The organism is Achromobacter sp. JCM 18799 (genome assembly GCF_055395645.1).
In genome coordinates this window covers 6758812-6770943 of the sequence record NZ_AP043866.1, presented here as the reverse complement: position 1 = coordinate 6770943, position 12132 = coordinate 6758812, and the positions used below count along the sequence as shown (strand labels likewise).

The 12132-nt window shown below is 66.4% G+C and carries 11 protein-coding genes; 3 read left to right on the top strand and 8 right to left on the bottom strand.

Features of this window, described 5'->3' with window-relative positions:
- Positions 1-101: 101 nt before the first annotated feature.
- The 6 genes from ACZ5YA_RS31995 to ACZ5YA_RS31970 form a co-directional block, all read right to left on the bottom strand.
- On the bottom strand, positions 102-1025 hold the full coding sequence (locus ACZ5YA_RS31995) for a DUF817 domain-containing protein (RefSeq protein ID WP_059379249.1): 924 nt from the start codon (positions 1023-1025) through the stop codon (positions 102-104).
- A gap of 7 nt (positions 1026-1032) precedes the next feature.
- The gene (gene folE2, locus ACZ5YA_RS31990) at positions 1033-1830 is read right to left on the bottom strand and encodes a GTP cyclohydrolase FolE2 (RefSeq protein ID WP_054451025.1); all 798 of its coding nucleotides are present in this window, start codon (positions 1828-1830) and stop codon (positions 1033-1035) included.
- Between the two features lie 193 nt (positions 1831-2023).
- A complete protein-coding gene (gene dxs / locus ACZ5YA_RS31985) occupies positions 2024-3886 on the bottom strand; it encodes a 1-deoxy-D-xylulose-5-phosphate synthase (RefSeq protein WP_059379250.1) in 1863 nt (620 codons plus the stop codon).
- A 53-nt stretch (positions 3887-3939) separates the two neighbouring features.
- Positions 3940-4851 carry a polyprenyl synthetase family protein gene (locus ACZ5YA_RS31980; RefSeq protein ID WP_059379251.1) on the bottom strand — a complete coding sequence of 304 codons (912 nt, stop codon included), beginning with the start codon at positions 4849-4851 and terminating at the stop codon, positions 3940-3942.
- A 7-nt stretch (positions 4852-4858) separates the two neighbouring features.
- Entirely contained in the window at positions 4859-5125 is a 267-nt protein-coding gene (locus ACZ5YA_RS31975) for an exodeoxyribonuclease VII small subunit (protein ID WP_054451022.1), read from the bottom strand.
- A gap of 92 nt (positions 5126-5217) precedes the next feature.
- Positions 5218-6072, bottom strand: a complete 855-nt coding sequence (locus tag ACZ5YA_RS31970; RefSeq protein WP_280014703.1) for an IclR family transcriptional regulator — start codon at positions 6070-6072, stop codon at positions 5218-5220.
- 154 nt (positions 6073-6226) lie between these two features.
- Here ACZ5YA_RS31970 and ACZ5YA_RS31965 point away from each other — a divergent pair, with 154 nt between their 5' ends.
- The 3 genes from ACZ5YA_RS31965 to ACZ5YA_RS31955 all read left to right on the top strand — a co-directional run bounded on the left by ACZ5YA_RS31965 (position 6227) and on the right by ACZ5YA_RS31955 (position 9801).
- Complete coding sequence (locus ACZ5YA_RS31965; protein WP_059379253.1) at positions 6227-7195, top strand: Bug family tripartite tricarboxylate transporter substrate binding protein; 969 nt, start codon at positions 6227-6229, stop codon at positions 7193-7195.
- A gap of 203 nt (positions 7196-7398) precedes the next feature.
- Complete coding sequence (locus tag ACZ5YA_RS31960) at positions 7399-8409, top strand: acyltransferase (RefSeq protein ID WP_464091721.1); 1011 nt, start codon at positions 7399-7401, stop codon at positions 8407-8409.
- A 243-nt stretch (positions 8410-8652) separates the two neighbouring features.
- On the top strand, positions 8653-9801 hold the full coding sequence (locus ACZ5YA_RS31955) for an aromatic ring-hydroxylating oxygenase subunit alpha (RefSeq protein WP_054451018.1): 1149 nt from the start codon (positions 8653-8655) through the stop codon (positions 9799-9801).
- A gap of 75 nt (positions 9802-9876) precedes the next feature.
- On the opposite strand, the gene ACZ5YA_RS31950 is transcribed toward ACZ5YA_RS31955, so the two are convergent.
- A complete protein-coding gene (locus tag ACZ5YA_RS31950; RefSeq protein WP_280014701.1) occupies positions 9877-11007 on the bottom strand; it encodes a TIGR03364 family FAD-dependent oxidoreductase in 1131 nt (376 codons plus the stop codon).
- A 94-nt stretch (positions 11008-11101) separates the two neighbouring features.
- Positions 11102-12124, bottom strand: a complete 1023-nt coding sequence (locus ACZ5YA_RS31945; protein ID WP_054451016.1) for a putative 2-aminoethylphosphonate ABC transporter substrate-binding protein — start codon at positions 12122-12124, stop codon at positions 11102-11104.
- Positions 12125-12132: the final 8 nt, after the last annotated feature.

Sequence of the window (12132 nt, the reverse complement as noted above, 5' to 3'; positions counted from 1 at the left end):
GGCCCGCAAGGGGCAGCCCGCTACCCAAAAACCATGGGCGGTCGAGCAAGAAAGCTCTCGATTATCACCGATTGAGCGGTCAGGCGCAAGCTAGAGGCCGATCATGAAATAAGGGACGGACTATTTCCATCGCCCTGCCCCGCCTGCCGAGGCAAATCGGCAACATCGATTTCCTGGGGACGGTTGACCACGCTGACCATCACGTAGCTGATGATCATCAGCAGGAACCATGAGCCCAGCTTGGCGATGGACACGAGTTGCCAGCCCTGCGACTGGTTCGGATAGCGCCAGGCGTTGGCAAAGGTGCCGATGTTCTCGGCGAACCAGATGAACAGGGCCACCAGCACGAAACCCAGCAATAGCGGCATGCGGCGGTAGACCTGCCAGATACGGAAATACACCCAGGTGCGGGCGAACAGGATGGCGGTCAGCGCAAACAGCGCCCACCGGATATCCATGATGTAGTGGTGCGCAAAGAAGTTCAGGTAGATCAGCACCGACAACGCCACGCAGGCCGCCAGCGGCGGATGCGCGCGGAAGCGGAAGTCGAACAGGCGCCAGACGCGGGCCAGGTAGCTGCCCACCGCCGCATACATGAAACCCGTGAACAGGGGCACGCCGCCGATGCGCAGCACGCTGGCCTCGGGATAGATCCACGAACCCGCGGCGGTCTTGAAGACTTCCATGCCCGTGCCCACCACATGGAACAGCAGGATCACGCGGGCTTCGCTCCAGGTTTCCATGCGCAGCGCCAGCAGCAGCGCCTGGATGCCCAGCGCGGCCAGGGTCAGGAAGTCGTAGCGGGCCAGCGCGGCATCCTTCGGATACCACCAATGCGTGCCGAGCAGCAGCGCGCACATCAGGCCGCCGAAAAGGCAGGCCCAGGCCTGCTTCACGCCGAAGCGGAAAAACTCGTAGAGCGCGACGCCAAAACGGCCGCGGCCGGCCAGATTGCTGGCCAGCCGCGATTCCCACTCCTGCAGCCCCGCGATGAGCGGCCAGTCATTGGCCGCCGGATGGCTCACGGAAAGCTCAGCCTTCCACGACGGCGTAGGCCGAGTGGTTGTGGATGGATTCGAAGTTCTCGGCTTCCACGCGGTAGCGGGCGATGCCGGGATGCGCGTTCAGGCGGGCGGCCACGTCGCGCACCAGGTCCTCGACGAACTTGGGGTTGTCGTAGGCGCGCTCGGTGACGTACTTCTCGTCGGGGCGCTTGAGCAGGCCCCAGAGTTCGCACGAGCCTTCTTCTTCGATCAGGCGGATGACGCCGTCCATGCCGATATCGGCGTTCAGGATGGCCGACACCGTGACGTGCGAGCGCTGGTTGTGCGCGCCGTACTCGGAGATGGCTTTGGAGCAGGGACAGAGGCTGGTGACGGGCACCTGCACGATCAGTTCGAACTCGACCTCGTCGCCCTGGGCGCGCGCGATCCACTGCACTTCGTAGTCCAGCAGGCTTTGCACGCCGGAGATCGGGGCGGACTTGTTGATGAAGTACGGGAAGGCGGCGGTGATGTCGCCGCGTTCGGCATGCAGCAGCGGCAGCATGTCGGCCGCCATGGCGCGGAACAGGGTCGGCGTCATGGGGATGCTGCGGTACTTTTCCAGCAAGGCCACGAAGCGGGACATGTGCGTCCCCTTTTCTTCGGGCGGCAGCGCCACGGTCAGCGTCCAGTTGGCCACGGTGCCCTGGGGCGAGCCGTCGCCGCTTTCAATCAACATGGGGTGGCGCACGCCACGGATGCCCACGCGCTGAATCGGGATGTGCCGGGTGTCCGCCGAACTCTGGACGTCGGGCATCACGATGGCGGGGTCGATCGGAGAATTCATTTCGGCTTACCTGTCTAGGCAGTCAGTCGTGAAAACGCACGGGCCTAGGAATCTTTGAGAAGGGGGCCATTATCGCCCATAGTCCGCCGATCGCCAGGGAAAACCCTTTTATTCGTAGGTTGGCGGGGCCGGAACAGTGTGTTTCATTACCGCGGACAGTGGCCTCGCCCCTGTCCGCGGAATCGGGCCGGATTCAGCCCAGCAGGTCGGCGTAACGAGCGCGGATCGCGCTTTCGATGCCCGCCGCGTCCAGGCCGATGCCGGCCCACAGCGCCGATTGCTCGCCGTGGTCGATGAACTCGTCGGGCAGGCCCAGTTGCAGGACCGGAATCGCAACGCCGGCCGCGCTCAGCGTTTCCAGCACCGCGCTGCCCGCGCCGCCCATGATGGACGCGTCTTCCAGCGTAACCAGGGCGTCGTGGCGGCTGGCCAGGTCGAGGATCAGTTCGCGGTCGATCGGCTTGACGAAGCGCATGTCGGCCACGGTGGCGTCGAGCTTTTCGGCCGCGCCCAACGCGGCCTGGAGCAGCATGCCGAAACCCAGGATGGCAATCTTGCGGCCCTCGCGGCGCACCACGCCGCGACCGAGTTCGACCGTGTCCAGGCCGGGCGCCTCGGCCGCGCCACAGCCCGCGCCGCGCGGATAGCGCACCGACGCCGGGCCGGGATACTGATAACAGGTCGACAGCAGCAGCCGCGTTTCGTTTTCGTCCGAAGGCGTGGCCACGACCATGTTGGGCACGCAGCGCAGGAAGGCGATGTCGTAATTGCCCGCATGCGTGGCGCCGTCCGCGCCCACCAGGCCGGCGCGGTCCAGCGCGAAGGTCACGTCCAGGTTCTGCAGGGCCACGTCGTGGATGAACTGGTCGTAGCCGCGCTGCATGAAGGTGGAGTAGATCGCGACCACCGGCTTCTGGCCTTCGCAGGCGATGCCCGCGGCGAACGTCACGGCGTGCTGCTCGGCGATGCCCACGTCGAAGTAGCGCTGCGGAAAGCGCTTTTCGAATTCGACCAGCCCGCTGCCCTCGCGCATGGCGGGCGTGATGGCGACCAGGCGCGAATCCTGTTCGGCCATGTCGCACAGCCACTGGCCGAACACCTGCGTGAAGCTGCGCTTGCCCGGCGCCTTCGATTGCTGGATGCCGACGGCCGGATCGAACTTGCCCGGGCCGTGGTACAGCACCGGGTCGGCCTCGGCCAGCTTGTAGCCCTGGCCCTTCTTGGTGACCACGTGCAGGAACTGCAGGCCTTCCAGGGCCTTGAGGTTCTGCAGCGTGGGCACCAGCGCGTCCAGGTCGTGTCCGTCGATCGGGCCGACGTAGTTGAAGCCGAATTCCTCGAACAGCGTGGCCGGGGTGACCATGCCCTTGGCATGTTCTTCGAAGCGGCGCGCCAGTTCCAGCACCGGCGGCACGTGCTGCAGCACCGCTCGGCCGACGTTCTTGGCAGCCGCATAGAAGCGGCCCGACATCAGGCGCGCCAGGTAACGGTTCAGCGCCCCCACCGGCGGCGAGATCGACATGTCGTTGTCGTTCAGGATCACCAGCAGGTTGATGTTGGGCGTGACGCCGGCGTTGTTCATGGCTTCGAAGGCCATGCCCGCGGACATCGCGCCGTCGCCGATGATGGCGATGTGCTGGCGCTGCACGCCGGCATTGCGCGAGGCCACCGCCATGCCCAGCGCCGCCGAGATGGAAGTGGACGAATGCGCGGTGCCGAAGGCGTCGTATTCGGATTCGCTGCGTTTCGGGAAGCCCGAAATCCCGCCCTGCTGGCGCAGCTTGGCCATGCCGGCGCGGCGCCCGGTCAGGATCTTGTGCGGGTAGGACTGGTGGCCCACGTCCCAGACGATGCGGTCATGCGGCGTGTCGAACACCTGGTGCAGGGCCAGGGTGAGTTCGACCGTGCCCAGGTTGGACGACAGGTGCCCGCCCGTTTTGGACACCGATTCCAGCACGAAGCCGCGCAGTTCGTCGGCCAGCTTCTTCAGCTCGCGGCGATCCAGGCGCTTGAGGTCAGCCGGGGATTGAATGCGGTCCAGTAAATCTGTCGTCATGCTTTTATGTGGTTCGTTGGCCCGGCCTGCCTCCAGCCCGGGCTGGTCCCGGCTCAGCGGTCTCGTAGGACGATGAAGTCGGCCAGTTCAGCCAGGCGCGATCCGGCCTCGCCCAGCGGAGCCAGGGCCGCCAGCGCGTCCTCACGCAGTTCCTGGGCAAACGCGCGCGCGCCGTCCAGGCCCAGAAGCGATACATAGGTGGGCTTGTTCTCGGCGGCGTCCTTGCCCGGCGTCTTGCCCAGGCTGGCGCTGTCCGCGGTCACGTCCAGGATGTCGTCGACCACCTGGAAGGCCAGCCCCACCGCCTGCGCGTAGGCGTCCAGCGCCTGGCGCGAAGCCGAGCTGGCGCCCGCCACGATGCCGCCCAGGGCCACGCTGCAAGCCAGCATGGCGCCCGTCTTCATGCTGTGCATGGTTTGCAGTTCGTCGCGCGACAGCGCGCGGCCGACGCTGAACAGATCGATGGCCTGGCCGCCCGCCATGCCCTGGCTGCCGGCAGCGCGCGCCAGCGACTGGGTGGCCTGCACGATCAGCGCGGGCGCGATCGGCATGGAGGCCAACAGATCGAAGGCCAGCGGCTGCAGCGCATCGCCCGCCAGCATGGCGGTGGCTTCGTCGAACTGCACATGGGTGGTGGGACGGCCGCGGCGCAGCGTGTCGTCGTCCATGCAGGGCAGGTCGTCGTGCACCAGCGAATAGGCGTGGATCAGTTCCACCGCCGCGGCGGCGCGGTCCAGCGAGGCCTGCACGGCCAGCACGCTGCCGCTGACGGGGCAAGCCTGCCCCGCCGCGTAGACCAGCGCGGCGCGCACCCGCTTGCCGCCGCCGAGCACGGCGTAGCGCATGGCTTCGTGCAGCCGGGCGGGCAACGCGTCAGCCGGGGGGAGCAGATCGTCCAGGACGTCTTCGACGTGCTGGACACGGCCTTGCAACCATTCCGGGAAGGCGAGTTGAATTTGCTTCATCGGGCTCTTATTCGTCATCCAGCGCCGCCGGGTCCAGCGGACGCAGCAGGTCGCCCTCCAGGACCTTGACCTGCTGTTCGGCCTGCGCCAAGCGTTCCTGGCAGACCCGCGTGAGCGCCACGCCGCGCCGGTAGGCGGCAAGCGACTGCTCCAGCGGCAACGAGCCGTCTTCCATGGCCGCTACCAGCGATTCGAGCTCGGCCAGCGCCGTTTCGAAATCCTGGGGCAAGGGACGGTCATCGATCTGCGGATCGGCTTGTGAAGATTTGGCCAAACGGGTCTCCGAGGGCGCTAGGGGTGGATCAATCCGTGAATTGTACGAGATACCCGCAAGGCCGTCGGGCTTGCCGCCGCGCGCGGCGCGTCTCAGGCCGCGGCGCCCGCCAGCCCCGCTATGGAGGCCTGCAGCAGGGGCGCCACGCGCGTACGCAGGTCCGCCTCCGGCAAGAGGCTGGCGGGTCCGCCGCAGCTCATGACGAAGACGCCCTCGCCCGTGATGGACGAGAACGGCACCGCGACCGCATTGATCCCCGACTGCCATTCGCCGATGGCGTAGCAGCAGCCCGTATCGCGCAGTTCGACGCGCGCGCGCTCGACGGCGGCCGCGTCCGGCGCCGTCTCGCCCAGCCGGGCCAGCGCGTCGGCGCAGGCCTGGGGCGGCAGGCTGGCCAGGTAGGCCCGCCCCATGGCGCTGTCCAGGCTGGCGCGATAGCCGACCGGCAGGCGCAGGTAAAGCGCCGAAGAGCCGTGGATGGCTTCGACGTAGGTCATGGCGTCGCCATCGAAGGCGCCCAGGGCCACCGCGCCACCCGTGGCGCGGGCCAGCTCGGTCATCGAGGCCTTGGCCAGTTCGCGCACCTCCAGTCCGGCCAGCAGGCCGAAGCCCAGCGCCAGCACGCCATAGCCCGGCGAATATTTGCCGGTGTCCGGGTGATAGCGCAGATAACCCAATTCAGTAAGGGTGTAGGTGATGCGGCTGATGGTGGGCTTGGGCAGACCGGTCAGACGCGCCAGGTCCAGATTGCCCAAGGCCGTCACGCCATGGCGAAAGCAGCGCAGCACGTCCAGCCCGCGCGCCAGGGCGGTGATGAAATCGGGCGAATTGGCGCCCTCGCCCGCGCCGGGAGCGCGCTTGCGGCGCGCGGGCAGGCTGAGTTCGACCTTGCCGTCCGGCTTGGCGGCGGGATGGGCGATGCGCTTGGCGTCAGAAAAAGATTGCATTTCTATTCGCTTCGTTTTTATAGTTTATTTCGAATAACAAAATTAAATTCCATTTTACGGAATTTAATGCACCCAAGGAGACTTGGCAAGCGCTGCCCGCAGCGCCAAGCCAGGCCCGAACCTCCACTCATGCACGCGATTTCAAGGGGAAAACATGATTCGCACTAGCTTCAAACTGCTGGCCACCCTGCTGCTCAGCGCCGCAGCGCTGGGCGCCCAGGCCGAAACCTATCCGGCCCGGCCGATCAAGGTGGTCTCGCCCTTCCCCGCCGGCGGCGCCACCGACGTGCTGACGCGCATCCTGGCCGAACGCATGGCCAAGACGCTGGGCCAGCCCATGATCGTCGAGAACAAGGCAGGCGCCGGCACCTCGATCGGGGCGGCCTTTGTTTCGCGCGAAGCGCCGGACGGCTACACCATCCTGATGGCGACCAACTCCACGCTGGTCACCAACCGCTATCTGTACAAGGAGCTGCCCTACGATCCCGATGGCTTCGCCCGCATCGGCATGGTCGGCGTGGGGCCGCTGGTCCTGCTGTCCAGCCCCAAGCGGCCGTTCAACAGCACCCAGGATGTGGTGGCCTACGCCAAGCAGAATCCGGGCAAGCTGACCTTCGCCACCTTCGGCCCTGGCACGTCCTCTCACCTGGCGGGCGAACTGTTCAAGGAACGCGCAGGCATCGACATCCTGCATGTGCCCTTCAAGGGCGCGACCCAGGCCCTGCCCGCGCTGGTCAGCGGCGACGTGGACCTTTTCTTCGACATGGTGGCCACCGGCATGCCGCAGGCCGATGCCGGCAAGGTCAAGGTCTTCGCCATCACCAGCCCCGGCCGCCTGGCGACGCAGCCCAAGCTGGCGACGCTGGCCGAGCAAGGCTATCCCGCGTTCGACATGACCGCCTGGTTCAGCTTCGTGGCGCCCAAGGGCACGCCCGCCCCCGTGATGGAAAAGCTGCAGCAGGCCCTGACCGAGACCCTGCAGGACGAGACCATCAAGAAGCGCATGCTGGACATGGGCATCGACCCGCGCTCGGGCACGGCCGCGGAACTGGACAAGCAGATCAAGACTGAACAGCCCATCGTGGCGCAGCTGATCAAGCAGGCCAATATCGTCCTGCAATGATGGCGCGGCTGGTTTCGTGACAAAACGTAGGCGGGCCCGCGCCCGCCCGTGAATGCGCCGCGCCACGCGGCATCCGCCGGCAGAGGGCTCCAGCGCCCCTGCCGGTTTTTCATGCGCGTCGATATGCCCTCTAACCCCTGGATACAGAACCAGGACGCTGCCCGCTGCTATGGTGAAAAAGTAGACACCGCCATGGGAGCCCGATGCCGTACGCCGAAGAGAAATATGCGCGCCTGGATGCCGCCCGCTGGCTGGCGGCGGTGGCCGTGGTGCTGCTGCACAGCGCGGCCATGGTGGTAAGCAACCCCGCGGTGTACGGCGGCGGAGCGTGGCTGGCCGCCAATCTGTACGACTCGGCGGCGCGCTGGTGCGTGCCCGTGTTCGTCATGGTCAGCGGCGCCCTGTTGCTGGACCCCGACAAGCCGCAGGACGCGCGCCAGTTCTACAGCCGGCGCCTGGCGCGGATCTGCGCGCCGCTCGTGTTCTGGACGTTTTTCTATCTGGCCTGGCGCACGGCGCTGGATTGGTGGGACGACGGCCGCATCGATTTTTCGTTCTGGCCGCGCAAGCTGGTGCAGGGCGAGCCGTACTACCACCTGTGGTACCTGTACATGATCGTGGGCCTGTACCTGTTCGCGCCGCTGGTGCGCATCCTGTATGCGCGCAGCACGCCGCGCGCCCGCGCCTTGTGGGTGGTCGGCATCCTGGGCGTGGCGATCCTGGACGCGTTGTATCGCCGCGCGCTGGGCGCGCCCGCGGGCTTCTTCCTGACCTGGTTCCTGCCCTATCTGGGCTACTTCGTGGCGGGCCGCCTGATCTTCGACGGCCAGATGCGCATCCCGCGCCCCGGCCTGATGCTGGCGGCCAGCGTGGCCGCGACCGCGCTGGGCGTGTATTCGATGTCGAGCAACCGCGCGCTGGATACCTACTTCTACGATTACTTCAGCCTGACGGTGCCGTTCATGTCGCTGGCCGCGTTCCAGTGGATCGTTTCGTCGCCGCGGCTGCCGCGGCTGGCCTCGCTGGCGCCGCTGACCTTCGGCGTCTACCTGATCCATCCGCTGTTCCTCGACGTGGCGCATCGCGCCGGCGCCCTGACGGGCGCGCGCAACGAGGCCTGGACGCTGCCCGTGCTGGCGGTGGCCGTGTTCATGTTGTCGGCCGCCAGCAGCTGGCTGATGAGACGTCATCCGGCGACCCGGCGCTTCGTCTGAAAGGCCTACATCTTCAAGGGGTTATGCCGCGCGTAGCGCGTGCACGACGGCTACGGCGTAACTTCACGAAGCTTCGCAGATCTTCACGGGCGCGGGGTAAGGGCTTGGGGTACAATTCACGGCTTATTTGATCGGCCAGACACCGATTTTTCTTCGCGCCAGCACGGAACGCATCCTGCGGATTTCAAAGCCGCCAGGCAAAAGCCTCTCCGTCCTGGCTTTTTTATCCGAGCGGGGGGAATCATGACCGACATCGGTCGGATGGCACATGTAGTGCCAGCTCGCACCCAGCTACCCGTCAGCGCGTATTTTGACGAAGCCCTCTTTGCCCGCGAGCAAGAACTCATTTTCAAGCAATCCTCGCAATACGTCGGCCACCAGAAAGTGGTGCCCGAAATCGGGGATTGGCGTACGTTGGTCCAGGAAGACGGAGGACGCGTGCTGGTTCGCAATCAGCAAGGCGTCGAACTCATCTCAAATGTCTGCCGCCACCGCCAGGCGCTGATGCTTGGCGGCGAGACCGGCAATGTGGCCGGCAACTGCAATACGCATGGCAATCTGAAGGCAACCGGCGGCAATATCGTTTGCCCCTTGCATCGTTGGACGTACAACAACCAGGGCGAGTTGTTGGGCGCGCCCCAGTTCGCCACCACGCCCTGCATGAACCTGCAGAAGTTCCGCCTGCGCGACTGCCATGGCCTGCTGTTCGAAGGCCCGCGCGATCCGGCCGCCGACATGGCGCCGCTGTTCTCGCGTCCGGAATTCGACTTCGGCGACTACGTGCTGGACCACGTCGAAGTGCACCAGTGCAACTACAACTGGAAGACCTTCATCGAGGTCTACCTCGAGGATTACCACGTCGGTCCGTTCCACCCGGGCCTGGGCCGCTTCGTCACTTGCGACGACCTGAGCTGGGAGTTCAACGACTGGTACAGCCTGCAAAAGGTCGGCGTGCACAACGCCCTGGCGCAGCCGGGCTCCGATGTCTACAAGCAATGGCATGACCGCCTGCTGGCGTTCCGCGAAGGCGATGCGCCGGATTTCGGCGCGGTCTGGGTCACGTACTTCCCGACCCACATGATCGAGCTGTATCCGCACGTGCTGGTGCTCTCCACGCTGTACCCGAAGGGCCCGCAGGAAACGGTCAACGTGGTCGAGTTCTACTACCCCGAGGAAATCGCCGCCTTCGAGCGCGAATTCGTCGAGGCGCAGCGCGCCGCCTACATGGAAACGGCCATCGAGGATGACGAGATCGCCGAGCGCATGGACGCGGGCCGCAAGGCGCTGATGCTGCGCGGCGTGAACGAAACCGGCCCCTACCAGTCGCCCATGGAAGACGGCATGCAGCACTTCCATGAATGGTATCGGCGCATCATGCAGGAGCGGGTCTGAAGCCTGGCTTCGGCGCCTCTCCCATGCAAGAAGGCCTCGCATATGCGAGGCCTTTCTTCTTTCCGGCTGCCGCGATCAGCGGCCCAGCGCGCCCGCCACCGTGCGCTCGCCGATGGCCAGACCCACCGTCATGCCCACACCCGAGTGCATCACCGCCACCGTCGTGGCCGGGTCCACCGGCATGACCGAGAACGGCGCCGGGCCGTGCGCGCCATAGACGCCCTGCCAGCGCTCCAGCACGCGCAAGCGCGCACCCAGCGCCTGGGTCGCCAGGTCCAGCATGGCGTTGTCGACCGCTTCGTCGTTGAACGGCGGCGCGTCCTGGCCGTAGCGGTGCGAATCGCCGATGATCAGTTCGCCATAGGGCGTGGGGCTGATCAGCAGGTGGATGCCGTTCTCCAGCAGCATGGGCGTGCGCGCCTGGATCACGTCGCGCAGCGCCAGCGCCGACGGCAGGTCCGAGAACGCGCCGTAATGCACGCAGGACAGGCCGGTCAGCAAGGGGCGGTCCAGCGCGATGGGCTGGGTCTCGAACGCGGCGCGCAGCATCTGCAGGCGCGTGACCTCCAGGTTCATCGGCGCGAAGCGCTCGGGCAACAAGGTCAGGTAGTCGTGCCCGGGACAGACGAACACGTGCCCGCCCTTGAATTCTCCCGCCGAGGTGCACACCAGCCCGCCCTCGACCGCGCGCGCCAGCGTGCCGGTGATGAACGTCACGCCCAGCGACTCCGCGAGGTAGCGCGTGATGGCCGGCAGCGCCTCGCGCGAATAGATCTGCAGATCGTCATGGCCTTGCAGGCCGGCGCAGTGATGCGCCAGCTGGCCGCCGTACAAGCGGGCCACCTCGCGGCCCGACAGCAGTTCGGCGCGATAGCCTTCCTGGCGCATGCGTGTGTCGGCGAATTCCTGCAGCACGTCCGCCTCTTCGGCGTTGCGCGCCAGCACCAGGGCGCCGTTGGCGCGCACATGGAAACCCGCGCGCCCCGCCAGATCCAGCCATAGCTCGCGCGCCTGCTGGGCGTGCGACAGCATCATGCCGGGGGCCTGGCCCGTCACGATGACCTGGCCGAAATTGCGGATGGTGGCGCCATGCGCCTGGCGGCTGCGCTCGATCACGGCCACCGACAGGCCGCGCTTGGCGGCGGCCCAGGCGTGGGCGATGCCCAGCATGCCGGCGCCCACCACGACTACGTCGAAATTTTTCATCTGTGGAACATTGCAAAGGGAAATGCGGCGGAAGCCGCCCTGGCGGGCGCTCCCGGGGCGCGGCGGCGTCCTGCGCCGCCGCGGTCAAACCGACTTACTTCTTCTTCGGCTCGGACTTGCCGTCGTAGCGCTTGGTCCACTCGGCGATGATGCGGTCGCGGTTGGTGGCGGCCCAGGTGAAGTCGTTCTTGATCATGCGTTGCATCAGGTCGGCCGGCAGGTTCGGATTGGACGTGGCGATCGACGGGATGGCGAGCACGGCGAAGTTCGCCTTGTACAGCTCGTTGGCTTCGCGGCTGGCGGAGAAGTCGGCCAGCTTGCGGGCGGCTTCCAGGTTCTTGGTGCCCTTCATGATGGCGGTGGCTTCCACTTCCCAGCCCAGGCCTTCCGAGGGGAACACGGCTTCGACCGGCGCGCCGTCGGCCTTCAGCTTGGCGGCGCGGTAGTCGAACGACACGCCGATCGGGAATTCGCCGGCGGCGGCCATGTTGCACGGCTTGGAGCCCGAGTGCGTGTACGAACCGATGTTCTTGTGCAGGGCGTCCATGTAGGCCCAGCCCTTCTCTTCACCGAAGATCTGCAGCCAGGCGCTGACGTCCAGGAAGCCGGTGCCCGACGACGCCGGGTTCGGCATGACGATCTTGCCGGCGTACACCGGCTTGGTCAGGTCCTGCCACGAGGTCGGCTTGGGCAGCTTCTGCTTTTCGGCTTCGATAGTGTTGAAGCAGATGGCGGCGGCGAAGCCGTCCATGCCGACCCAGCTGGGCTCGGCCTTGGCGTCGCGCATGTTGGCGGCGATCTGGTCCAGGCCCTTGGGGGCGTAGGGCTGCAGCATGCCTTCCTTGTCCATCAGGCCCAGCGAAGTGCCGGCCAGGCCCCAGATGGCGTCGGCCTTGGGGTTGTTCTTCTCGGCCAGCAGCTTGGCGGTGATGATGCCGGTGGAGTCGCGCACCCACTGGATCTTGATGTCGGGATTGGCCTTCTCGAACGCGGCCTGATAGGCCTTGATCTGGTCGGCTTCGAGCGCGGTGTAGACCGTCAGCGTGGTCTCGGCGGAGGCGGCGCCCATCACGCCCGTCAGGGCGGCGGCCAGTGCAAGCAGCTTGTAGCGATTCATGAAGTACT

Coding starts and splice junctions, on each gene's coding strand:
- folE2 (WP_054451025.1), bottom strand. CDS start 1,830: ATGAATTCTCCGATCGACCCCGCCATCGTGATGCCCGACGTCCAGAGT.
- dxs (WP_059379250.1), bottom strand. CDS start 3,886: ATGACGACAGATTTACTGGACCGCATTCAATCCCCGGCTGACCTCAAG.
- ACZ5YA_RS31980 (WP_059379251.1), bottom strand. CDS start 4,851: ATGAAGCAAATTCAACTCGCCTTCCCGGAATGGTTGCAAGGCCGTGTC.
- ACZ5YA_RS31970 (WP_280014703.1), bottom strand. CDS start 6,072: ATGCAATCTTTTTCTGACGCCAAGCGCATCGCCCATCCCGCCGCCAAG.
- ACZ5YA_RS31965 (WP_059379253.1), top strand. CDS start 6,227: ATGATTCGCACTAGCTTCAAACTGCTGGCCACCCTGCTGCTCAGCGCC.
- ACZ5YA_RS31960 (WP_464091721.1), top strand. CDS start 7,399: ATGCCGTACGCCGAAGAGAAATATGCGCGCCTGGATGCCGCCCGCTGG.
- ACZ5YA_RS31955 (WP_054451018.1), top strand. CDS start 8,653: ATGACCGACATCGGTCGGATGGCACATGTAGTGCCAGCTCGCACCCAG.
- ACZ5YA_RS31950 (WP_280014701.1), bottom strand. CDS start 11,007: ATGAAAAATTTCGACGTAGTCGTGGTGGGCGCCGGCATGCTGGGCATC.
- ACZ5YA_RS31945 (WP_054451016.1), bottom strand. CDS start 12,124: ATGAATCGCTACAAGCTGCTTGCACTGGCCGCCGCCCTGACGGGCGTG.